The sequence below is a fragment of the Simiaoa sunii genome (genome assembly GCF_014337175.1).
Lineage (GTDB): Bacteria > Bacillota > Clostridia > Lachnospirales > Lachnospiraceae > Acetatifactor > Acetatifactor intestinalis.
In genome coordinates, this window is the sequence record NZ_CP060633.1 from 1,574,677 (window position 1) to 1,598,998 (window position 24,322).

Annotated in this window: 20 protein-coding genes and 1 tRNA gene; 15 read left to right on the plus strand and 6 right to left on the minus strand. The window is 46.2% G+C overall.

The window, feature by feature from the left end:
- The first annotated feature begins 83 nt into the window (after nt 1-83).
- The 4 genes from H9Q77_RS07320 to H9Q77_RS07335 all read left to right on the plus strand — a co-directional run bounded on the left by H9Q77_RS07320 (nt 84) and on the right by H9Q77_RS07335 (nt 5,887).
- A complete protein-coding gene (locus H9Q77_RS07320) occupies nt 84-1,604 on the plus strand; it encodes a 4Fe-4S dicluster domain-containing protein (RefSeq protein WP_249327143.1) in 1,521 nt (506 codons plus the stop codon).
- A gap of 140 nt (nt 1,605-1,744) precedes the next feature.
- Nucleotides 1,745-2,395, plus strand: coding sequence for a trimeric intracellular cation channel family protein (locus H9Q77_RS07325; protein WP_249327012.1), 651 nt, complete (start codon nt 1,745-1,747; stop codon nt 2,393-2,395).
- Between the two features lie 143 nt (nt 2,396-2,538).
- Nucleotides 2,539-3,999: a glutamate--tRNA ligase gene (gene gltX / locus H9Q77_RS07330; RefSeq protein ID WP_022153146.1), complete on the plus strand. Its 1,461-nt coding sequence runs from the start codon at nt 2,539-2,541 to the stop codon at nt 3,997-3,999.
- 64 nt (nt 4,000-4,063) lie between these two features.
- Nucleotides 4,064-5,887, plus strand: coding sequence for an ATP-dependent helicase (locus H9Q77_RS07335; protein ID WP_249327013.1), 1,824 nt, complete (start codon nt 4,064-4,066; stop codon nt 5,885-5,887).
- On the opposite strand, the gene H9Q77_RS07340 is transcribed toward H9Q77_RS07335, so the two are convergent.
- Nucleotides 5,859-6,191: a DUF1292 domain-containing protein gene (locus H9Q77_RS07340; protein ID WP_022153144.1), complete on the minus strand. Its 333-nt coding sequence runs from the start codon at nt 6,189-6,191 to the stop codon at nt 5,859-5,861. The genes H9Q77_RS07335 and H9Q77_RS07340 overlap by 29 nt on opposite strands.
- 156 nt (nt 6,192-6,347) lie before the next feature.
- On the opposite strand from H9Q77_RS07340, the gene H9Q77_RS07345 reads away from it, so the two are divergent.
- The 3 genes from H9Q77_RS07345 to H9Q77_RS07355 are packed head-to-tail and all read left to right on the plus strand — an operon-like array spanning nt 6,348 to nt 9,141.
- Nucleotides 6,348-8,282 carry an alpha-amylase family glycosyl hydrolase gene (locus tag H9Q77_RS07345; RefSeq protein ID WP_249327014.1) on the plus strand — a complete coding sequence of 645 codons (1,935 nt, stop codon included), beginning with the start codon at nt 6,348-6,350 and terminating at the stop codon, nt 8,280-8,282.
- A 9-nt stretch (nt 8,283-8,291) separates the two neighbouring features.
- The gene (locus H9Q77_RS07350; RefSeq protein ID WP_249327015.1) at nt 8,292-8,864 is read left to right on the plus strand and encodes a DUF5662 family protein; all 573 of its coding nucleotides are present in this window, start codon (nt 8,292-8,294) and stop codon (nt 8,862-8,864) included.
- Between the two features lie 34 nt (nt 8,865-8,898).
- Nucleotides 8,899-9,141 carry a hypothetical protein gene (locus H9Q77_RS07355; RefSeq protein WP_249327016.1) on the plus strand — a complete coding sequence of 81 codons (243 nt, stop codon included), beginning with the start codon at nt 8,899-8,901 and terminating at the stop codon, nt 9,139-9,141.
- A 70-nt stretch (nt 9,142-9,211) separates the two neighbouring features.
- Here H9Q77_RS07355 and H9Q77_RS07360 read toward each other — a convergent pair whose 3' ends face one another.
- From H9Q77_RS07360 to H9Q77_RS07375, 4 genes are read right to left on the minus strand one after another with little or no spacing between them, the layout of a single operon-like run.
- Nucleotides 9,212-10,276, minus strand: a complete 1,065-nt coding sequence (locus H9Q77_RS07360) for an ABC transporter substrate-binding protein (RefSeq protein ID WP_118547600.1) — start codon at nt 10,274-10,276, stop codon at nt 9,212-9,214.
- A 32-nt stretch (nt 10,277-10,308) separates the two neighbouring features.
- Entirely contained in the window at nt 10,309-11,085 is a 777-nt protein-coding gene (locus tag H9Q77_RS07365; protein WP_249327017.1) for an ABC transporter permease, read from the minus strand.
- On the minus strand, nt 11,082-11,894 hold the full coding sequence (locus H9Q77_RS07370) for an ABC transporter permease (RefSeq protein WP_022153138.1): 813 nt from the start codon (nt 11,892-11,894) through the stop codon (nt 11,082-11,084). The genes H9Q77_RS07365 and H9Q77_RS07370 overlap by 4 nt, the downstream gene beginning before the upstream one ends.
- Nucleotides 11,887-12,960: an ABC transporter ATP-binding protein gene (locus tag H9Q77_RS07375; protein WP_022153137.1), complete on the minus strand. Its 1,074-nt coding sequence runs from the start codon at nt 12,958-12,960 to the stop codon at nt 11,887-11,889. Before H9Q77_RS07375 ends, H9Q77_RS07370 begins: the two co-directional genes overlap by 8 nt.
- A gap of 271 nt (nt 12,961-13,231) precedes the next feature.
- Between H9Q77_RS07375 and H9Q77_RS07380 the strand changes: the two genes are divergently transcribed.
- The 8 genes from H9Q77_RS07380 (at nt 13,232) to H9Q77_RS07415 (ending at nt 24,039) form a co-directional block, all read left to right on the plus strand.
- Nucleotides 13,232-14,284 (plus strand): lactonase family protein, encoded by a 1,053-nt coding sequence (locus H9Q77_RS07380; protein WP_249327019.1) that lies wholly within the window; start codon nt 13,232-13,234, stop codon nt 14,282-14,284.
- Nucleotides 14,285-14,556: 272 nt separating this feature from the next.
- The gene (locus H9Q77_RS07385; RefSeq protein WP_249327020.1) at nt 14,557-15,798 is read left to right on the plus strand and encodes a DUF1015 domain-containing protein; all 1,242 of its coding nucleotides are present in this window, start codon (nt 14,557-14,559) and stop codon (nt 15,796-15,798) included.
- Between the two features lie 69 nt (nt 15,799-15,867).
- Nucleotides 15,868-18,204, plus strand: coding sequence for a 1,4-alpha-glucan branching protein GlgB (gene glgB, locus H9Q77_RS07390; protein ID WP_249327021.1), 2,337 nt, complete (start codon nt 15,868-15,870; stop codon nt 18,202-18,204).
- 6 nt (nt 18,205-18,210) lie between these two features.
- Complete coding sequence (locus tag H9Q77_RS07395) at nt 18,211-19,068, plus strand: mechanosensitive ion channel family protein (protein WP_249327023.1); 858 nt, start codon at nt 18,211-18,213, stop codon at nt 19,066-19,068.
- A 93-nt stretch (nt 19,069-19,161) separates the two neighbouring features.
- Nucleotides 19,162-20,343, plus strand: coding sequence for a BMP family lipoprotein (locus tag H9Q77_RS07400; RefSeq protein ID WP_022153132.1), 1,182 nt, complete (start codon nt 19,162-19,164; stop codon nt 20,341-20,343).
- Between the two features lie 80 nt (nt 20,344-20,423).
- Nucleotides 20,424-21,968 (plus strand): ABC transporter ATP-binding protein, encoded by a 1,545-nt coding sequence (locus H9Q77_RS07405; protein ID WP_118547597.1) that lies wholly within the window; start codon nt 20,424-20,426, stop codon nt 21,966-21,968.
- Between the two features lie 4 nt (nt 21,969-21,972).
- The gene (locus tag H9Q77_RS07410; RefSeq protein WP_118547596.1) at nt 21,973-23,079 is read left to right on the plus strand and encodes an ABC transporter permease; all 1,107 of its coding nucleotides are present in this window, start codon (nt 21,973-21,975) and stop codon (nt 23,077-23,079) included.
- The gene (locus H9Q77_RS07415; RefSeq protein ID WP_022153129.1) at nt 23,080-24,039 is read left to right on the plus strand and encodes an ABC transporter permease; all 960 of its coding nucleotides are present in this window, start codon (nt 23,080-23,082) and stop codon (nt 24,037-24,039) included. It abuts the gene before it with no gap.
- A 108-nt stretch (nt 24,040-24,147) separates the two neighbouring features.
- On the opposite strand, the gene H9Q77_RS07420 is transcribed toward H9Q77_RS07415, so the two are convergent.
- Nucleotides 24,148-24,220 (minus strand) — tRNA-Thr (locus tag H9Q77_RS07420).
- Nucleotides 24,221-24,322: the final 102 nt, after the last annotated feature.

Genomic DNA, 24,322 nt, shown 5'->3' on the forward strand with positions numbered 1-24,322 from the left:
TCTTGCTTTTACGGAGCCGGTATGGTTTAATATGGTTAGTGTGTTAAAAAAATATCAAAAGGCGGTAATGTGATATGAGCAGCATGAGAGGGATCGATACTCCGGTAAGACAGCGGAGAAGAAGGGTATTTAAGGAAGTGGCTAATCTGGCGTATAATTCCACGAATCTGAAGGATGATATGGAGGCGCTGCCTTATAAGATCGTAGACTATGAAGAGTCGGAGTTCTGGGAGAGCGTCTATCGTGACAGAGCAATCATCCGTGAGCGCATCCGTCTGGCCATGGGTATGAGCTTACGCCCGGAGAACCGTGAGCATCCCGGACATCTGACACAGGGACTGGAAGAGAGTAATATTGATGAAAAATATTACGAGCCCCCTCTGATGCAGGTCATTCCGTCGGCTTGTAATGCCTGCCCGGAGAACCGTTATGAGGTGACCAGCTCCTGCATGGGGTGCCTGGCACATCCCTGCCAGAGTGTTTGTCCCAAGGGTGCGATCTCTATGAAAAACGGCAAGTCTGTTATTGATCAGGAAAAATGCATCAAGTGCGGAAAGTGTCGTGAAATCTGCCCTTATGATGCGATCTGTCACAAAGAGCGTCCCTGTAAGGCTGCCTGCGGTATTGGAGCTATTACATCTGACCATCTGGGAAGAGCCGTGATCGACAATGAGAAATGTGTATCCTGCGGTCAGTGTATGGTAAGCTGTCCTTTTGGAGCGATTGCTGACAAGTCTCAGATCTTCCAGCTGATCCGTGCCATGCAGTCCGGCCGGAAGATCATAGCCCAGGTAGCACCTGCATTTGCCGGACAGTTCGGCCCGAAGGTGACACCTGAGATGTTCAAGACAGCGTTGAAGGAATTGGGGTTTGCGGATGTCTATGAGACAGCGCTGGGCGCTGACATGGGATGTATGGCGGAAGCGGAGCACTACGTGAAGGAGGTTGCTACCGGTAAGCAGCAGTTTGCCCTGACCTCCTGTTGTCCTTCCTGGTCTGTGATGGCGAAGAATCTGTTCCCTGAGACCATTGATAAGATCAGTAATGAATTAACCCCTATGGTTGCAACGGCCCGTCTGATCAAACAGGAACATCCGGATGCATCCGTAGTATTCATTGGCCCTTGTGCTTCCAAAAAGCTGGAAGCCAGCAGACGTACCGTTCGTTCCGATGTAGACTTTGTTATCACTTTTGAGGAACTGACCGGTATGTTCGAAGCTAAGGGAATCCTGTTGGATGAGATCAAGGCCATGGATGAGATGAAGGATGCTACCGCAGCCGGAAGAGGTTACGGCGTGGCAGGCGGCGTTGCCAATGCTATCAAGGAGTGTATCGAACAGTATTATCCGGGAACACCGGTGAACATTCAGCATGCGGAGAGCCTGGCAGAATGTAAGAAAGCCCTGCTCCTTGCCAAGGCCGGTAAGATGAACGGCTGCCTGATCGAGGGTATGGCCTGTCCCGGAGGCTGTATTGCCGGAGCAGGCACCAACATTGCTATCCCCATAGCGGCCAGAGCCGTGGACAAGTTCAAGAACGAGGCAGAGAAGAAAGTACCTGATGAAAGTGTGGATCAGGAAATGGTGGAATTGGAAAAAGAATAAACATAGGACAGAAATTTTGTCGGGAAAGGGAATCATCACAAAAAGCGTGATGGTTCCTTTTTGCTGTATGTAAATTAGCTATTGTTATTTTAACAAAGATACTATAAAATATCGTGGAGAACTTTTGGGAGAAACAGATTATGAACATTCAGGATAGTATTATTTTTTTCATGGAAATCTTAGGAACCATCGCTTTTGCCGCGTCAGGTGCCATGGTGGGGATCCGAAAACGAATGGATATTTTCGGAATCTGCGTGTTGGGCGTGGTGACGGCAGTGGGAGGAGGTATGACCAGGGATGTGATCCTGGGGAAATTGCCTTCGGCTCTGGAAAAGCCGGTGTATGTCGTGGTATCAGTGATTACGTCACTGGCGATTTTTGTACTGCTGTATATCAAACATGATCTTCTGAGTGGCAGACTGGGAACTTTTTATGACAAGGCTATGCTGATCATGGATTCTGTAGGCCTGGGAATCTTTACATCCCTGGGTGTGATGTCGGGAATTGATAATGGATATCCTGATAATTCCTTCCTGCTGGTGTTTATAGGAATGCTTACCGGTGTAGGCGGCGGTCTGATGCGTGACATGATGGCAGGGGAGGAACCCTACATTTTTGTAAAGCATATTTATGCCTGTGCATCCCTCGTGGGAGCACTGGGCTGTGTGGAGATCTACCGAGAGTGGGGAAGACTGCCGGCGGTATTTATCGGAGCTTTCATTGTCATGGCGATCCGTTTCCTGGCTGCACATTACAGATGGAATCTTCCCCATCCGAAATCCTCGTCTTAACTGTTGCAGTTTTTGAAAAAAGGCGGTAGAATAAGAAAGTAGTCTGCCCGGGAGATGGCGGACAGGAATATATAAGCAGGAAAATGTATGCCGGAAGACCGTAGCCCGGATATGCACAGATTTCCTGCGGAAATGAGGAGAAAATGACAAAGATCAGAACAAGATACGCACCCAGCCCTACCGGTAAAATGCATGTAGGTAATCTGCGGTCCGCATTATATGAATTTTTGATTGCAAAGCATGCCGGTGGAGATTTCATGCTCCGTATCGAAGATACCGACCAGGAGCGCTATGTGGAAGGAGCTACCGAGATCATCTACCGTACCCTGGAGAAGACCGGACTGGTACATGATGAGGGGCCCGATAAGGACGGCGGCTACGGCCCTTACGTACAGAGTGAGCGTATGAAGACCGGTATCTATATGAAATATGCCAAGGAGCTGATCGACAAGGGCGAGGCATATTATTGCTTCTGTGATAAGGAGAGACTGGCTTCCCTGAAGACCGAGGTTGTGGATGGCAAGGAGATCACTGTATATGACAAGCACTGCCTGTCTCTGTCCAAGGAAGAGATCGAGGCAAATCTTGCTGCAGGCAAGCCTTTTGTCATCCGTCAGAATAATCCAAAGGAAGGAACTACAACATTCCATGATGAGTTATACGGAGATATTACCGTAGATAATTCCCAGCTGGATGATATGATCCTGATCAAATCCGACGGTTATCCTACTTACAATTTTGCTAATGTGGTAGATGACCATACCATGAATATCACCCATGTGGTACGAGGCAACGAATATCTGTCCTCCTCCCCGAAGTATGTGCGTCTGTATGATGCTTTCGGCTGGCAGGTACCCGTATATATTCATCTGCCGCTGATTACCGATGAGAACCATAAAAAGCTGTCTAAGAGAAGCGGACATGCTTCCTTCGAGGATCTGATCGATCAGGGATTCATTACAGAGGCAATTGTCAACTATGTGGCACTGCTGGGATGGAGCCCGGAGGATAATCGCGAGATCTTTTCTCTGGACGAACTGATCAAGGAGTTCGACTATCATCGTATCAGTAAGTCTCCCGCAGTCTTCGATATTGTAAAGCTGCGTTGGATGAACGGCGAGTACCTGAAAGCTATGGACTTCGATAAATTCTACGAGATGGCAGAACCTTATCTGAAGAAAGCGATCAGTAAGCCATTAGATCTTAAGAAGATCGCAGCCATGGTAAAGACCCGGATTGAAGTATTCCCGGATATCGCCGGACTGGTAGATTTCTTCGAGGAACTTCCGGAGTATGATGTGGCAATGTACACACATAAGAAGATGAAGACTACCGCAGAGAGTTCTCTGGAGGTATTAAAAGACCTGCTTCCGATCCTGGAGGCGCAGGAGGATTACAGCAATGACGGGCTGTATCAGGCTCTTGTAAAATATGTGGAGGAAAAAGGCTGCAAGAACGGTTATGTGATGTGGCCGATCCGTACCGCTGTATCCGGCAAGCAGATGACACCTGCGGGTGCTACGGAGATCATGGAAGTCCTGGGCAAAGAGGAATCCCTGAACAGAATTCGTAAAGGTATTGAATTACTGAAGGCGAATGTTTAATCTTACGGATTGCAATCCCTCCCAAAGGGAGGCTGTAACTTTCGGAGAGGGCCCGCTTTTATTATTGGCGGGTCCCGGCTCCGGCAAGACGTTTACTATTACGAAGAGAATCCTCTGGCTGATTCATGAGAAAGAAGTCGCTCCCGAACAGATTCTGGTGATTACGTTTACCAGAGAAGCGGCACTTTCTATGCAACAGCGCTTTGCACAGACTTCTTCGTTTGCCGGTTCCGTTAATTTCGGAACATTTCATTCGATTTTTTATCAAATCCTGCTCCGGTCGGGCAGAGTACAACCGGGCAATCTCTTAAATGAAAGACAAAAATTAAATCTGATTTATCCCATTTTAAAAAAGAACAAAGAATGCAGTGCGGAAATTGCCAAAAGCTTCCTGGATGCGATCGCGTATTACAAAAATACCGGAGAGAAGGAAAAAACACTGGAAAAAATCCCGGAGGAATGGAAAAATTGCTTTCCACAGATATATCGGGAATATGAGTCTGCAAGGACCAAAGTCCGAGGTGTTGATTTTGATGATATGCTGAAAGAGTGTGAGGAACTGTTGCAAAATAATACTCCACAGAGGGAATACTGGCAGAAACGTTTTTCACATATTCTGATCGATGAATTTCAGGATATTAACTATAGGCAGTATTGTATTGTACGGTTGCTGGCGGAAAGACATAAAAATGTATTCGCAGTGGGAGATGATGACCAGGCAATTTACAGTTTTCGTGGAGCCAGACCGGCCTGTATGCAGATGTTTGTACGGGAATTTGCGGCAACACAGATACTGCTTCGCACCAACTACCGTAGTCATCAGGACATTGTGGAGGCTTCCCTTCTGGTGATCAATGAGAACCTGGATCGCTTCCCTAAAATATTGGAAGCCAGCGAGCCAAATCAGCGGAAGGAAGAAACATACAGAGGAACCGCCTGCAGGGTAAGAATAAAAGAGTTCAGGGATGCACCGGAGCAGATGCAATATTTATTACATTGCCTGAAGGGACGTTCCACACAGGAGACCTGTGCAATATTGTTCCGAACAAACCTGGCTATGCAGAGCGTGGCGGCAAGACTTGGCAGAGAAGGAATTCCCTATGTTATGAAGGAAAAAACACGAAATATATATGAACACTTCATTGTACAGGATATTATGTCATATCTGCGTATTGCAGCAGGAACTGCAGAGAGAATAGATTTTCTGAGAGTGATCAACAAACCGTTTCGTAATATATCCAGGGAAGCTTTTGGAAAGCATGTTTCATTGCAAGCACTGGAAGATTATTACTCCATGAAAAACAATGATTATTCTGCAGGCTGTAATCGTAAAGCGTGTGAGGCGATCAGATTGTGGAAACGTCAGATGGAATTTGTAAAAAATGCAGAACCAAAGCTTGCAGTGACCTTTGTATGCAAAGCTTGCGGATATGAAAGGTATCTGCGTCAGAGAGCAAATGTTGAAAATAATGAGAAAACACAGGAATGGGAAGAAATTTTGAACTATATTGTGGAAGAAGCCGGTCATTTTAAAACAGCAAAAGAGTGGCAGGAAGCACAGGAGGCCTTCGGAGAACAACTGCGGAAAGGCGTGGCACGGGAATCCGGAGACAATGCGCAGGCGGCAGACGGAGCGGTAAGACTGCTTACGGTACATGCTTCGAAAGGACTGGAGTTTGACAGTGTATGGATTCCAGACTGCAATGAAAAGAATTTTCCCCATGGGAACGGACTGGACCCTGAGCACATTGAAGAGGAACGCCGTATCTTCTATGTGGCTATGACAAGGGCAAAAAAAGACCTGGAACTTCTCTGCCTTACAGGCACAGCAGAGCGTCCCAGGTTCCCATCCAGATTCCTTATTCCTCTGAATCGTTATCGTCGATGATCTCATCGAATTCACAACTGTCCAGATACTCGTCAAAAGCATCGGCAACTTTTTCGTAGACATCATCATCTTCAATGTATTCGAGAACAGGCTCTTCATTCGGGTCATCCGGATTCTCGGCATATCCGTAGAACCATACTTCTCCGTCTTCGTTTTCGCCGTCTTCATCCAGAGGCAAAAGCACGATATAATCCTTAGCCTCTACGGTGAGAATGGTGATGACCGCACAGTTTACGACAGTGCCATCTTCCAACTCCAGCTCAACGGTCATTTCTTCATCTTCATAGCTTTCATTTTTACCCATGGGAATCCTCCTGTGAAATGTTATTGGGTGTAACAGTATTTTGTTCCCTTATTATAACCGTTTACGGATATTCTTGCAATGCTTGTTTTTCTTAAGGTTACCGACTATAATAAAATAGTGAAAAAAGACAAATCAGCCAGAAGATGGAGTGTAGCAATGACAGAAAAAAAGCATGCAATAAAGCCTTATCCGTTAGGAGCTCATGTGGAGGACGGAGCGATACGTTTCGCCTACGCGTCCGGGAAAAAGGATTGCGGCATTATCCTATATGACAGAGAGAGCGGTAAAAAATTACACAAAATCCCGTTCCGCCGGGAAGAGCGGATGGGAAATGTCTACTGCAAATACCTGGAACTGGATCCACAGCAGATCGGATATCAGTTCTATGAAGAGGAACGGATCGTGCCGGATCTGCATGCGCGGGGCTTCTTAAGTAAGCCTGTTTACGGAAAAACGCGAAAAAATGTCAATCGCATTGCGGTATTTCCCGGAGATGATTTCGACTGGGAGCAGGATGAACATCCGATGCTTTCCTATCGTGAGAGCGTATGTTATTGCATGCATGTCCGTGGCTTTACCATGCATGCTTCCTCCAAGGTGACACACAGAGGCACCTTTGCGGGAATTGCGGAGAAACTGGATTATCTGCAGGAAATCGGCATCACGACGGTGGAATTGCAGCCTGTTTATGAATTTGATGAGACTCCGGAAGAGGTGAACAAGAAGACATCCGCAGACATTGTAGCCACAGCAGGGGAAAATGGTGGAGAACTCCCCGGTTACCGGGTATTAAACTACTGGGGCTACCGGGAGGGCTTTTATTATGCACCAAAAGCTGCCTATGCGGCAGGAGAAGATGCAGCGTTGGAATTCAGACAACTGGTGAAGGAATTCCATAAGCGCAGGATGGAAGTGATCTTACAGTTTTATTTCCCAAAAGGGATGGATGTGACAGAGATTGGGAATATTTTACGCTTCTGGGTATTAACTTATCATGTGGATGGGTTTCATCTGATGGGAGAGGTGCCGGCACAGGCGCTGGCAGGAGACCCTGCACTGACAGACACCAAGCTTTGGTATTACGATTTTGATGCAGCGAAGCTCTACGATCCGGCACAGAAGCCGGAGTATCGGAATCTTGCGGAATACCGGGACGATTATCTGTACACCATGCGTAGATTTTTAAAAGGCGATGATAACATGCTTTCGGGAGTATTGTACGAGATGCGTCATATTCCCGCCAATATGGGACGGATCCATTATCTGTCTAATTATTACGGATTTACCCTGATGGATATGGTGTCTTATGACCATAAGCATAACGAAGCCAACGGCGAGGGCAATCGGGACGGTAACGATTATAATTGCAGCTGGAACTGTGGTGAGGAAGGTACCTCCCGACGCAAAAAAGTGCTGGCTCTCCGGCAAAAACAGTTACAGAATGCATTTTGTATGCTGTTATTGACCCAGTCTACGCCGCTGATCTTCATGGGAGACGAATTCGGTAATTCCCAACAGGGAAATAACAATCCCTACTGTCAGGATAATAAAATTACCTGGCTGAACTGGCAGGATAAGGAGAAAAATGCCGGACTGCTGGCTTTCTGGAAACAGATGATCGCTTTCTGTAAGGCACATCCGATCCTGCATCCGGAGGAAGAGCTTCGGATCCTGGATACGTTATCCTGTGGTTATCCGGATCTGTCCTACCACGGACAAAATGCATGGAGACCTCAGACAGAGAGTTATAACAGGCACGTGGGAATGATGTATTGCGGAAAATATGCAAAGACCAAGGCAGGTGCAGATGATTCTTTTCTCTATGTTGCCATGAATATGCATTGGGAACCTCAGAAGCTGGCATTTCCCAAGCTTCCGAAGGGTATGGAATGGAAATTGGTTTTAGCGACGGAAGAAGCAGGGAATATCCTGACAGTGCAGGAGAGAGAAGAACAGATGGCTGATCAGACGAGGACCGTAGCCCCCAGGAGCATTGCCGTCTACGAAGGCGTGATGGGAATATCACAGGATAAGGGAAAAAGTACCGGTAAGAGCCGGAAAAAGAAATCGGAAGCTTCTGAAGAAAGATGATAGAACGAAATGAATATCTGGAAACATTTTAAAACGATCACACACCATAAGGTTCTGGTGGCAAAGGGCTGCTTTAAGGTAGGTCTGTATAAACAGGGACTGTTACACGATATGTCGAAATACAGCCCCACAGAGTTCTGGGTAGGAGCAAAGTATTACCAGGGTGACCGCAGCCCCAACAACGCGGAGAGAGAGGATATCGGTTATTCCAGTGCCTGGCTGCACCACAAGGGCAGGAACAAGCATCATTACGAATACTGGATTGATTACAGTATGCAGGCATTGCCGGGCGGAATGGCACCGGTACCCATGCCGGATCGTTATATTGCGGAGATGATTATGGACCGGATCGCCGCCAGTAAGGTTTACATGGGAGACAAATATACGGACAGATCACCGTTAGATTACTATTATCGGGGCACAGATAAGGCACCTATCCATCCTAAGACAAAGGCAAAGCTTCTGTATGTGCTGGAAATGCTGGCAGAACAGGGCGAAGAGAAAACCTTTCAATTTATCAAAGAGGAACTGGTACAGCATAAACGATGTATGGACTGGCACCAGCTAGGAAAAGCGGAATAGAATAATAAATAAACAGTGGTAAGTAGAGGATCCTATGAACTGTATCATTCTGTTATTATTACTATTTTGTGGTGGAAATTCCTGCGGCAACAACAATTCCTGTGGTGGTTCGAATGCCTGCTGTGCCCGTCGTCTGGAAGATGAGGGATGCTGTGGAGACAGAGACTGCAGACCGCTAAGACCGGATTTCCCGAATTTTACACCGGTGGATGATCCGGCATTTTCCAGAAGAAATGATGGGAAATGTGAGACCTGCGGATGTGAACAGAATTCCTGAAATATGGGAAGATCAAAAGCCCCCAGGCTGTTTTGACAGCTTGAGGGCTTTTGCTTTGCTTTATATAGAATTAATTGGACATAACTTCTTTCCAGTATTTGTTGAAAAGCTCTTCGCCATCCTCACCGAGGTACAGGAAGGTCTCCAGATTGTTATACTGTGTCAGATCCGGGAAAGCGATGGGAGAGTTCTTCAGGTCCTCATCCTCGATCAGCTCTCTTGCAGCGGTATTGGGGGTACCGTAGGTAATGTACTCGAAATTCTTCAGAGCTACATCCGGACGGCACATGAAATCAATGAATTTCTCTGCATTTTCCTTGTTAGGAGCATTCTTGGGAATGACCCAGCCGTCAATCCATACATTTGTACCTTCCTCAGGAATGACATAATCGAGATCCGGATTTTCCCCGATCACATAAATGGCATCACCGGAGAACATTACACCGATCGCAGCCTCGCCGCCGATCATTTTGTCACGTACCTGATCTACAACATATGCCTGTACCAGAGGCTTCTGGGCGATGAGATCATTGGTAGCTATCTGGAGCTCGGATTCGTCCAGACTGTTAGAAGAGAAGCCGTTTTTCTTCAGAGCAACCATAAAGCTGTCTTTAATAGAATCCATCATCAGAATATTATCAGCATATTTTTCATCCCACAGGTCTGCCCATTTGGTGGGAGGAGTATCTACCATGGTTTTATTGTAGATGATTCCAACAGTTCCCCAGCAATAAGGAACACAATATTTGTTACCGGGATCGTAAGCAGCAGCCTGCTCGTAGTACTGGGCACCGATGTTTTCTTTGGCATTGGGAATCTTATCGTAATCCAGTTCCTGAATCAGATCATTCTCGATCATTTTCTGCACCATGTAATCGGAAGGACATACCACATCATAAGCGGATGAACCGGCTTCCACCTTTGGATACATGATCTCGTTGGTCTCAAATTCGTCATAGACCACCTTAATACCGGTTTCTTCTTCAAACATAGTGAGAGTCTCCGGATCGATATATTCTCCCCAGTTGTAGACGATGACTTCACCGTTTTCACCGGCAGAGGAAGAGGATCCGCAGCCGGTCAGAGCAGTTGCGGTAAGGATGCCGCACAGAAACAGTGCAATAAATTTTTTCATTTATTTTCCTCCTAAAATATATGTAGAAAAAGTTATTTCTTTTTCTTTCCTTTGGGTGTGTAGTTTACTAACAAAAGTAAAATCAATACAGTTACGAATATAATGGTGGATAGTGCGTACATTTCCGGTTTGATACCTTTTTTTACTTCCGTATAGATCTTGGTGGACAGGGTGTCGACACCGGGACCCTTGGTAAAGTGGGTAATGATAAAGTCATCCAGTGACATGGTAAATGCCATCAGAAAACCGGACAAAATACCCGGCAGGATATCCGGAAATACCACTTTGAAAAAGGCATACGTATGAGATGCGCCCAGGTCGAGGGCTGCTTCATAGGTGCTGGGGTTCAGCTGCTTCATACGGGGCATTACGCTTAATATCACATATGGAATATTAAAGGTAATGTGTGCAAGCAGAATGGTCCCGAAGCCAAACTTTATACCAAAGCTGAGGAACAGAAGCATCAGGGAGATACCGGTAACGATTTCCGCATTCAGCATTGGAATATTTGTGATTCCCATGAGGACAGCACGGCTGGTACGTTTCATGGATTGCATGGCGATGCAGGCGATCGTACCTATGAGGGTAGCGATCAGCGCAGATAAGATTGCCAGCGCCAGTGTATTCCACAAAGCCTGCATGATCTGCTCGTTCCGGAACAAAGCCGCATACCACTTGGCCGTAAAACCGCCCCATTTTGCACGGGTCTTACTGGCATTGAAGGAGAGTACGATCAAGGTAATAATGGGGGCGTATAAAAAGATAAAAATCAGTCCCAGATATATTTTTTGCGCAGTTGTTTTGATCATAATGTGTTCGCCTCCCCTTCTTTATCCGTGATCACAGAGATCACCATATTGAAGATGATGAACAGCATCAATACGATGGAGAGACCGCTTCCCAGATTCCAGTTGCCGGTCTGGGTGAATTCCTGCTCGATGACATTACCGATGAGCAGGATCTTGCTGCCACCCAGAATCTTGCTGATAACGAAAGTAGTCAGGGCGGGGACAAACACCATGGTGATACCGCTGAACATGCCGGGCAGACTTAAAGGAAAAATGATCCGTAAGAAAGTCTGTATGCCGTTGGCACCCAGGTCATAGGCGGCGTTGATCACATTCTTGTCGATTTTGACCAGCACGTTATACAGAGGCAGTACCATAAAAGGTAAAAAGTTATATACCATACCCAGTACAATGGCATAGGGGGTATTGATAATATTTAACGACGGCAGATGCAGAACGGAGAGGATGCTGTTGATCACACCGGTCTTCTCAAGCAGAGTCTGCCATGCCAGGGTACGAAGCAGAAAATTCATCCACATGGGCAAAATGAAAATCAGTACCAGGAATGAATTCTGATTCACATTCATGTTACACAGGATCATGGCAAGGGGATATGCTAAAAGCAGGCAGATCACAGTGCTGATCACAGATAACTTTAATGCCTCCCACAGAGCCTTGGAATGCTCGGCAGTAGCAATCGCCAGAATATTATCAAATGTAAATGCACCGCTCTTATCGGTCAGACCATAGTAGAAGACCATGCACAGAGGCACGATGACAAACATGGCTGACCAGAAGATAAAAGGGAGCGATAATAATTTTCTATTCATTGACTCCAATGGCCTCCTCGTCCTCAGATTCCGGCTTCTTCATGATCTGGATGTTAAAAGGATCAACCTTGATGCCGACTTTGGTCCCAACGGGAACCATCTTCGTGGACTGTACCAGCCATTCAAAGCCATTTGCCATAACTTCCATCTCATAATGAACACCCTTGAAGATAGAGTGGATCAGGGTACCCTGGAGGATACCTTCCTCCGGAGATACCAGTTCCACGTCCTCGGGTCGGATGACTACATCTACGGGCTTATTCTCACCGAAACCGGTATCTACACAGTCAAAACGGGCACCCAGGATTTCTACCAGACGATCTCTGATCATGGTGGCACCGATGATATTACTGTCACCGATAAAATCGGCAACGAAAGCATTTTCCGGTTCATTATAGATGCTCTCGGGAGTACCGATCTGCTGGATATACCCCTGGTTCATGACTACGATGGTATCGGACATGGTCAGAGCCTCTTCCTGGTCATGAGTGACATAGATAAAGGTAATGCCAAGCTCGTTCTTCAAGCGGATCAGCTCATACTGCATGTCCTGGCGAAGCTTCAGATCCAGGGCGCCTAAAGGCTCGTCTAAGAGCAGGAGCTTGGGTTCGTTCACAATCGCACGGGCGATGGCGATACGTTGCTGCTGACCGCCGCTTAAGGAATCCGGCATACGGTTCTCAAAGCCATCCAGATTGACTAACTTCAGAGCGTATTTAATTTTATCATTAATATAAGATTTACTTTTACCACTGATCTTTAACCCAAACGCGATGTTTTCTGCAATGGTCATATGCGGGAACAGGGCATACTTTTGGAATACAGTATTCAGATTGCGCTTATTGGGTGGAAGGTTAGTGATATCCCGGCCTTCGAAAATGACCTGACCTTTGTCGGGAGTCTCGAAACCGCCCAGAATACGGAGGGTTGTAGTCTTTCCGCAGCCACTGGGTCCCAACAGTGTCAGGAACTCATTTTCGCGGATGTACAGATTGAGATCATCCAGAACCATCTGATTGTCAAATGATTTTGAAATGTTCACTAAATTGACTAAAGCATTTTTCATCAATTTTTTCCTTCCTGATGTAAAAAATCCTGCAAAAAATTATCGAAAAATCTAAATGAAAATTTTTTGCAAGTCGAATTAATATTATACGTAAATACATGGAAAGTCAATGTGAAGTTTTGCATTTTCCGGGCTGATTTACATAAACTTTACCTCAGGGAAAAAACAGGAGTATTTTTCGGGATTTTTACAGAAAAATGTTTCACAATTTTCAGAATTGTGCTATATTTATAAACATAAAAAGATATAGAATGCTAAGGAGGATCCGGTCATGAGCAAGGGAAAATATGTTGCCTATGTTTCCAGTTATACACAGGGGGACAGTCACGGTATCAGAATATATGATGTGGATATGAAAAACGGTCGTTTTAAGGAAAAAGATAAAGTAGAGATCACCAACTCTTCCTACCTGACCATTTCCCATAACGGAAAGTTTCTTTATTCTATAACGGATTTTGGTGTAGAGGCATATACGATCATGCCGGACGGAGATCTGGAACTGATCAACTTCGCACCGATCAACGGTATGAGAGGATGTTATGTATCTACGGATTACACAGATCAGTATCTGTTTGTGGCAGGTTATCATGACGGTAAGCTGACCGTACTCCGTCTGAAGGAGGATGGTTCCATCGGAGAGATCACCGACGAGATCTACCATAAAGGACTGGGCAGTATGGCAGAGCGCAATTTCCGCCCCCACATCAACTGTGCTCGTATGACGCATGACAACAAATATCTGCTGGTAGCGGACCAGGGAATGGATCATGTCAATGTGTATCGTTTTGATGTAGAGAAGGGTAAGGTGAAGCTGGAGGATATCATCCGCAGTGAGATGGAATCCGCACCCCGTCATATCAAGATCTCAGAGGATGGCAGATATATTTATATTCTGCATGAACTGAAGTGTTACATTGATGTCTATGAGTATGTGGACCATGATAATGATCCTACTTTCGAGAAGATTCAGACAGTAGAGCTGATCAAGCTGACCAGAGGCAATACGAACAGTGCCAGTGCATTCAGTTTCTCCCTGGATTATAATTATCTGCTCAGCTCCATCGCGGGAGATAATTCGGTCATTGTATTTGATGTGGATAAGAAGACAGGATTGCTTAAGAAGAATTTCCTGCTGCCGGTCAGCGGTGAGTATCCGAAGGATGCGGAGTTCTTCCCGGATAATAAGTTTCTGGTGTCTTTGAATCATGAAAGTAATACGATGACTTTCTTCCATATTGATCTGGAGCATGGAACGATGATCATGAATGGACCGGCGATGAAGGTCAATATGCCCAACTGTATTGTGTTCCATAAGTTGGGGTAGGTATTATTAGAAATAAAACCCCCACAGCCTCGGATGGGGTAAGAATAATCCCCGTAGCCCGTATTGGGGCTAAGAACCGCAGACCCGTTTTCACTTCGGACGCAGACCGTAGCGGTACATAAGCGAGGAAAGTACCCTCGCTAAGTGCCGACGGCTGCTTAGAGTCTGCTTGTTCTTACCCCAACTGCGGGCTACTTGTTTATGGAAATAACCTTGTGATATGAGATGGGATTTGGTAAAATAAGATTATATAGAAATTTGGAGGTAGGAGTATGGCACAGATCAGACCATTTAAGGCATATCGGCCCTGCAAGGGGATGGAGGAGAGGATTGCGGCGCTTCCTTATGATGTATATAACAGGGCGGAAGCGTGTGAAGTGGTGAAGAAGAATCCGGAATCTTTTCTGGCGGTTGACCGGGCAGAGACGCAGTTTGGCGAGGAAGTAGACACATATGCGGACTGTGTGTATGAGAAAGCGGATCAGATGCTTCGTGAGAAAATTCTGGAAGGAAAATTTGTGCAGGATCCGACGCCATGTTTCTATCTGTATGAGCTGACGATGGATGGACACAGTCAGACCGGGGTGGTAGGCTGTGCATCGATTGATGATTATCGGAACAATGTGATCAAAAAGCATGAGAATACCAGAGCAGACAAGGAGGAAGACCGTATCCGTCATGTGGATACATGCAGTATGCAGACGGGACCGATTTTCCTGGCGTATCGGGCGAAGGAGGATCTGAAGAAGAAAATCGGAGAGCTGAAAAAACAGACACCGGTCTATGATTTTGTCAGTGAGGATGGAATCGGGCATCGTGTGTGGGTGATCGATAACGATTCGGATGTGGCGATGATCGAGGAGGCTTTTGGGAAGATCCCGGCAATCTATATCGCGGATGGGCATCATCGATGTGCTTCCGCAGTGAAGGTTGGGTTGAAGCGGAGAGAGCAGTATCCGGATTATACAGGAGAAGAGGAATTTAATTATTTTCTTTCCGTGATTTTCCCGGATGAAGAGTTACGGATCCTGGATTATAATCGTGTAGTGAAGGATCTGAACGGAATGGATGCAGCAACTTTCCTGACCCGTATTGAAGAATATTTCGCAGTGGAGAAAAAGGGACAGAGTCCTTACAGACCCACGGAGAAAGGCACGTTTGGCATGTATCTGGAGAATGAATGGTACAGTCTTTCTGCAAAAGATGAAATAAAAAGTGAGGATGCCGTAGAGGGACTGGATGTATCGCTTTTGCAAAATGATCTGTTAGATCCCATTTTGGGGATTATGGATCCGAAGACAGATAAGAGAATTGATTTTGTCGGAGGAATCCGGGGACTGGGAGAACTGGAACGGAGAGTACATACGGACATGAAAGTGGCGTTCTCGATGTATCCCACATCCATTGCAGAGCTTTTTGCGGTGGCGGATGCGGGGAGACTGATGCCTCCAAAGTCCACATGGTTCGAGCCAAAGCTGCGAAGCGGGCTGTTCCTGCATGAGATAGAGCGGTAATCCTCAGGGTTTTTAAAGGCAAAAATGACAGAATAGAATGCAGCAATCGCGCCGCAGAAAAGAGGGAATATGACAAACAAACTTTATAAATTGATGAACTGGCCTCAAATAGAAGAAATCACATATTCCGAATGTGATAATCCCCATAAGCTGTTGGGCCCCCATAAGCAGGGAAGCAAAATGCTGGTTCAGGCGTACTTCCCGGGAGCGGAGAAAGTAACGATCCACTGGAAGAAGACCGGCCAGGTGGGAGAAGCATTTCTTACGGATGTTCCCATGGAACTGGCAGATGAAGAGGGATATTTTGCTGCATTGGTAAATGCAGGGAAAATGTCACCTTATGAATATGTGGTGGAATACGGTAAGACGAAAGAACATGCAGCCTACAGAAAAATCTGTGGAGATGCATACCGCCATGTTCCGCAGATCACGAAGGAAGACATGGATCGTTTTGCCGCAGGCATTCATTATACAATCTATGAAAAGCTTGGGGCACATCCCATGGAACTGGATGGGGACGCAGGAACCTATTTTGCCGTATGGGCGCCGAATGCCATGCGTGTCAGTGTAGTCGGTGATTTTAATGAATGGGACGGGCGGATCCATCAGATGAGACGGTTGGGGGATTCCGGTATCTTTGAACTGTTTATTCCCGGAGCAGAAGTCGGAGACTGTTACAAATACGAGTTGAAGATCAAGGGAGGACTTACTTATCTGAAGGCGGACCCTTATGGCAATGCTGCACAGAAGAGACCGGAGACGGCTTCTGTAATTGCGGATATCCGTAATTATCAATGGGAGGACGGTGAATTCCTGAAAAGTCGCGAAAAGTATCAGTGCGGTAATGCTCCGGTGAGCGTCTATGAAATGTATCTGGGAAGCTTTGTGACACCGGGGGAAGGACAGGATTATGTCAATTACCGGGAAATTGCTCCGAAGGTCATAGAATATGTAAAGAAAATGGGATACACCCATGTGGAACTGCTGCCGGTGATGGAGCATCCCTTAGATGCTTCCTGGGGATATCAGGTCATCGGTTATTATGCACCGACTGCCAGATATGGTACACCGGAGGACTTTATGTTCTTCGTGAATGCACTGCATAAGGCGGGAATCGGTGTGATCCTTGACTGGGTGCCTGCACATTTTCCGAGAGATTCTTATGGATTAGCTGCATTTGACGGAACCTGTCTTTATGAGCATCAGGATCCCAGACAGGGCAGTCATCCTCACTGGGGAACCCTGATCTACAATTACGGTCGTCCCCAGGTATCAAACTATTTGATCGCTAATGCACTGTTCTGGGTGGAGAAATATCATGCGGACGGTATCCGTATGGATGCGGTAGCCAGCATGCTTTATCTGGATTACGGCAGACAGGACGGAGAATGGATTCCCAATATGTACGGTGGCAACGAGAATCTGGAAGCCATTGAACTGATCAAACACTTAAATTCTATCCTGAAAAAGAGAGATCCCGGGGTATTATCCATCGCAGAGGAGAGTACGGCATTTCCCCTGATAACCGGTTCTCTGGAAGAGGGGGGACTTGGTTTTGATCTCAAATGGAATATGGGCTTCATGAACGATTATCTGGATTATATCAAATACGATCCGTACTTTAGAAGTCACCATCACGGAGAACTTACCTTCAGCATGATCTATGCCTACAGCGAGAAATTCATGCTTGTATTTTCGCATGATGAAGTGGTACATGGGAAGGGAACCTTACTTGGCAAGATGCCCGGAGACAGAGCACAGAAACTTGCCAACTTACGTCTGACCTACGGCTATATGATGACTCACCCCGGGAAAAAGCTCCTTTTCATGGGACAGGATCTGGCGGAAGAAAAAGAATGGAATGAAATGCGTCAGGTGGAATGGGCACTGCAAGAGCAGAAGGAAAATGCCGGAGTTCAGAGGCTGGTGAAGGATCTGAATGCATTATACAGAGAGAATAAGGCATTGTACGAATGTGACGATCAGGCGAAGGGATTCCAGTGGATGAACGAGATCTCTGCCAATGAATGTTATGTAAGCTTTGTGCGTAAAGGCGAAGCTGCGGAGGAGATGCTTTTGGTCGTAGCAAACTTCTCCGGTGTGCCCAGAGAGATCACTACAGGAGTTCCTTACGAGGGAAAATACAAGGAGATCCTGAACACGGATGCTGTCTGCTACGGTGGTACCGGTGTGGTCAATGACCGCATGAAACGGGCAGAGGATTTGGAATGGGATGATAAAAGTACGTCCGTCACCGTGAAACTTGCACCGTTGTCCTTAAGTATTCTGCAATTTATCCCTTACACAGAGGCGGAACTGGAAAAGGTGATCGAGAAGCGTATCCGTAAAAATACGCCCATTCGTAAGACAACAAACAAGACCGCAAAAAAGAAACAGGAGAAATAAGACAACATGGATCTGACAGATAACGTAATCAAAGAGGTACAGCAAAAGGAAGGACTGATCGCTTCTTTTCTGGATACTCTTCCGGAGAAAGCATTGAACTTAGGCATCCGTATCGGACTGGCACTGATATTTTTCTTCATCGGTGTAGAACTGATCAAGCTGATCCGCAAAATCATCCGCAAGTCCATGAACAGGGCGGGAGCGGAAACGGGAGTGATCCAGTTTGTGGATTCTTTTGTGAAAGCTTCTTTATATATTATACTGATCCTGACCCTGGCATCCTCCTTTGGCGTTGATGCTGCCAGTATCGTGGCACTGCTTGGCTCAGCCGGAGTGGCAGTGGGGCTGGCTGTGCAGGGAAGTCTGTCTAATTTGGCGGGCGGTGTGCTGATTTTATTATTGAAGCCGTTTAAGGTGGGAGATTACATTGTGGAAGGCTCCTCCGGTAAGGAAGGTACCGTAAAAGAGATTCAGATCTTCTATACAAAGCTGTTAACCTATGATAATCAGACGATTATTCTTCCCAACGGCAATCTGGCGAATAACACCATTGTGAATGTCACTGCTGCCGAATCCAGACGATGTGATGTGAAGGTGTCTGTTGCTTACAGCGCAGATATTAGGAAGGCAAAGGAAGTCCTGACAAAGGTTCTCTCTGAAGATCCTGATACTATAAAGGAAAGAGAGCATTTTGTATTTGTAGATGAACTGGCAGACTCCGGAATCAACCTATGTGTACGCTGCTGGTTTAAAAATGAGGATTTCTGGCAGGGAAAATGGCGTATTACCGAACAGTGTAAGTATGCACTTGATAAAGCAGAAATTGAAATACCGTTCCCGCAGATGGATGTGCATATGCGTTAATTAAAAATAGATATTGAATTTTACAGACTATAATGATAATATTACCGTTGTGATTCATTGTTTTAATATTTACATTTTTAGGAGGAAAAAATTATGAAAAAGTTTCTGGCACTTGCACTTGCATCTGTCATGGCTGTTTCTCTGGTAGCATGCGGCAGCACCAATGCTGACACCAATGCAGAATCCAGTGCGGCAGCTACCACCACTGCAGCAGCTACAGAGAGCGGCAGTGAAGAACCCGGTCTGAAGATCGCTATCGTATCCAGCCCCTCCGGCGTGGATGACGGTTCCTTCAACCAGGACAACTACAACGGTGTTCTGAAGTTCATCGAGGAGAATCCGAATGCAACCGTAACCCCCATTCGTGAGGAGACCGGTGACAGTGCAGCAGCTGTTCAGGCAGTAGCTGATGTTGTAGCTGATTATGATGTTATTGTATGCTGTGGTTTCCAGTTCGCCGGCATCGGTAATCTGGCACAGGAGAATCCGGATACCAAGTTCATCCTGATCGATTCCTGGCCTACCATTGACGGTACCGAAGTAACTGCTGATCAGGTGATCGACAATGTATACGCTGCTTACTATGCTGAGCAGGAGAGTGGTTTCTATGCAGGTATGGCTGCAGCTCTGTCTACCACTACAGGTAAGGTAGCAGTAGTAAACGGTATCGCATATCCTTCCAACGTTAACTATCAGTATGGTTTCGAGTGCGGTGTTAAGTATGTGAACGGTACCGAAGGCATGAATGTAGAAGTAGTAGAGCTTCCTTCTTACGCAGGTACCGATGTTACCGGCGCTAATGTAGGTGGTAACTATGTTGGTAACTTCTCTGATGAAGCTACCGGTAAAGTACTGGGCAATGCTCTGATCGCTGAAGGCGTAGATATCCTGTTCGTAGCAGCAGGAGGTTCCGGTAACGGCGTATTTACCGCTGCCAAGGAAGCTGACGGCGTTAAGGTTATCGGTTGTGATGTTGACCAGTATGATGACGGTGCAAACGGTGACAGCAATATCGTTCTGACCAGTGGTCTGAAGGTAATGCATGATACTGTTTACAACGTACTGAACGAAGTAAAAGATGGTTCCTTCAAGGGCGCTAATGTGACTCTGACCGCAGCAGATGATGCTACCGGTTTTGTAAGTGAGGAAGGCAGATGTCAGCTCACCGCAGAGGCTATTGAGAAGATCAATGCAGCACAGGCTCTGTTAAAGGAAGGCAAGATCGTTCCTGCGGCAAACTTTAACGGTGTAACTCCGGAGACCTTTACCTGGTAGGAAGAATGAATTTACAAGAAGGTGATGGTGAGGAACTGTCACCTTCTTATTTATTTACATGAGTAGAAATGAGGATGAACATGTCGGAATATATTGTTGAGATGAAACACATCACCAAACGCTTCCCCGGGATCGTAGCCAACGACGATGTGACGATCCAGATCAAAAAAGGTGAGATTTTTGCTCTGTTGGGAGAGAATGGTGCCGGAAAATCCACCTTGATGAGTATGCTGTTTGGAATGTACGAGCCGGATGAAGGAGAGATCTATATCCGGGGAGAAAAGGTGAAACTGGAATCTCCCAACCATGCCACCAAATTAAACATCGGTATGGTACACCAGCATTTTAAACTGGTATCCAACTATACCATTGCAGAGAATATTGTGATGGGTATGGAACCGGTGAAGAAGGTATTGGGATGTATTCCGGTAGTGGATATGAAGAAAGCCAATCAGGATATCCGCGAACTTTCGGAGAAATACGGACTGGCAGTGAATCCTACCGACGTGATCAGTGATATTAATGTCTCTACACAGCAGAGAGTAGAGATCTTAAAAATGCTTTACAGAGAAGCAGAGATCCTTATTTTCGATGAACCCACAGCGGTTCTGACTCCTCAGGAGATCGACTTTTTATTAGACATTATCAAATCTCTGCGGGATGACGGCAAGACCATCATCTTAATCACACATAAACTGGAAGAGATCAAACGTATTGCAGACAGATGCGCGATCCTGAACCGCGGACGTCTGATGGATGTTATGGACGTGGCAACCACATCCACCAAAGTCATGGCAAACAAAATGGTAGGCCGTGAAGTGAATTTTGAGACAGAAAAAGAACCCGCGAAACCGGGTAAGACGATCCTCGATATACAGCATCTGAACGTCTATAACAAGCAGGATTTTCAGGTGGTAAAGGATGTATCCCTTGAGGTGCATTCCGGTGAGATCGTAGCCATTGCAGGCGTAGCCGGCAACGGTCAGGTAGAGATTGCCGATGCTATTGCAGGATTGATCCCGGCACGTTCCGGTAAGATTCTGTTAAACGGCAGAGATATTACGGATCTGTCCATCAGGGAACGTACCACAGAAGGAATTTCCTATATTCCCGAGGACAGACAGAATTATGGACTGGTCATGGATTTTACCCTTTCGGAGAATCTGGCACTGCGTAACTACTACAAAGAGCCTTTCTGTCATAAGGGAGTGCTGGACCAGAAGATTTTTGAAGATAACAGTGAAAAACTGATAGAAAAATACGATATCCGAAGCGGACAGGGTAGCAAGACGGTGGTACGCTCCATGAGCGGCGGTAATCAACAGAAAGCCATCATCGCCAGAGAAGTGGAGCAGGATTCCTCTCTGATGATCTTCGTTCAGCCCACCCGTGGACTGGATATCGGTGCCATAGAGAACATTCACAAACAGATCATTGCGGAGAGAGACAAGGGTAAGGCAATCCTTTTAATCTCTTTGGAACTGGATGAGATCATGAACTGTGCGGATACCATCGCCGTTATTTATAACGGAAGCATACAGAAGATCGCCAAAGCCAGTGAGCTGACCACCAATGAAGTGGGTGAGTTCATGATGGGCGTTAAGAACAAGGAGAAGGAGGCATAAGACCATGAAAAAGATGACAAAATTCTGGAATGCAGTAAAGATCCCTCTTCTTGCAATCCTTTGCAGCCTGGTAGTGGGTGGTGTGATCATCGCCGTGACCGGTTCAAATCCTTTCAAGGCTTACTACGCATTGCTGCAGGGCAGCGGACTGTCACCCAAGTCTTCTTATGCAAGCTATAAGAGCATGCTGACAGACTTTATGAGTTATGTGAACTATTTTACCCCTATGATCTTCGCAGCATTGGCAGTAGCGGTAGCCTTGCGTGCGGGTTTGTTCAATATCGGTGTCTCCGGACAGATGCTGGCAGCCGGGTTCACTGCAAGTATTATTGTGGGCTACAGCAGTTTAAATGCTGTACTGGCAAAGCCACTGGTAGTGATCATCGGTCTGATCGTCGGAGGACTGGTGGGTGCACTGATCGGGTTTTTGAAGTATCGTTTTAATATTAATGAAGTTGTTTCGTCCATTATGTTAAACTACACGTTCCAATACGTGATCAGCTTCTTTATCAATACCTTTTTCGTGGATCCGGTCTCCAGACAGTCAAAGGAGATCTCTGCGTCTTCCAGACTGACGCTGATGGATACCATGGTGGGCAATCTGAAAATGGATATTCCGCTGGGAATTATTCTGGCTCTGCTGACTGTAGTGGCAGTGTGGTTCCTATTAGAGAAGACGAAATTAGGATACGAACTGAAGGCTGTGGGCTATTCCCGCAGTGCTGCAAAATATGCGGGTATTAAAGTCGGCAGAAGCATGGTGCTGTCCATGATGATCTCCGGTGCCCTGGCAGGACTTGCCGGTGTGACCTATTATCTGGGTTATGTGGGTTCTATTCAGCCCAAGGTACTGATCAGCACGGGATTTGATGCTATCGCAGTGTCACTGCTTGGTAACAACAATCCCTTCGGAATCGTATTTTCCACCATGCTGATCACCTTGATCAGTAAAGGCAGTACTTACATGAAATCTGCTGCCGGTGTCGATGCGGAGATTGCATCGGTTATTACCGGAATTATTTTGTTGTTCAGTGCATGTAATGCTTATATCAAATGGAAGATGGAACGAGGCAGAAGAGAGAAAACGAACAAGACAAAGGAGGACAAATAAATGGATATTGTGATCATTGACGGGTTATCCTTTGCATTACCTTTATTTATTATGGCAATTGGCGGTATTTATTGCGAGAAGTCCGGTGTGACTATGTTAGCTGTGGAAGGATTGCAGGGTTTCGGTGCCTTTATCGGAGCATTTGTGGCAGTTGCCATTGCAGGGAATTTCTCCGGAGATTCTCCGGTACCTTTCTACATTGCCATGATCATGGCGGCAGTAGGAGGAAGTATTTTTGCCCTGATCCATGCGCTGCTGTGCCTGAAGTTTAAAGCCAATCAGGTGATCAGTGGTGTCGTAGTCAATATTCTGGCTATGGCATTGACAGCATATTTGACCAAACTACTCAACAGAGTGGTATTCGGTGCCACCTCCGACAAGTTTGTACTGACCGTATCTTCCAGAATTACTATCCCGGGAATTTCTAAGATTCCGGTGCTGGGAGCTGTATTTACCAATCTGTATCCTTTTGAACTGGTGATCGTTGCCGTAGCATTTATTGCATGGTTTGTAATGTACAAGACCCGCTTCGGCATGCATCTGCGCGCCTGCGGTGACAATCCCCATGCAGTGGATGCAGCCGGAAGACAGGTGGGACAGATCCGCCTGGCAGCTATCATGATCTGCGGTGCGTTGTCGGGCCTTGGCGGTATCTGCTTTGCATATTCTATTTCCGCGAACTTTTCTTCCAGTATCTATGTAGGTTACGGATATCTGGCCATCGCAGCGCTGATCTTCGGTAACTGGCGAATCCTTCCGACCCTGGGAGCATGCCTGTTATTCGGATTTGCCAGATCCGGCGGCTACCGACTGGTTCAGGTATTACAGATGCCCAGCAGTTATCAGGATCTGGTGATGATCCTGCCTTACGTACTGACTCTGCTGTTACTGGTATTTTTCTCCAAACAGAATGGTGCACCGAGAGCTTTGGGTGTGATCTATGACAAGGGTGCAAGATAAATCTGCCGGAATGCAGATATTTACAGAATGCGGTTTTACGTGACTTTGAATAATTACTACAAAAAAGAGAAAGCAGAAGGCTTTCTCTTTTTTAGGTTAAAATATATAAGCTGAAAATGGGACTCGAACCCACGACCCCTTCATTACGAGTGAAGTGCTCTACCAACTGAGCTATTTCAGCGGACTAGGTTATTATATATGTTCTTGGGAATTTTTGCAACTGTAAAATTTATTATTTTAAAAGTTCGTTTCGCAGAACTGTAGATTATGTAGGAGACTGTAA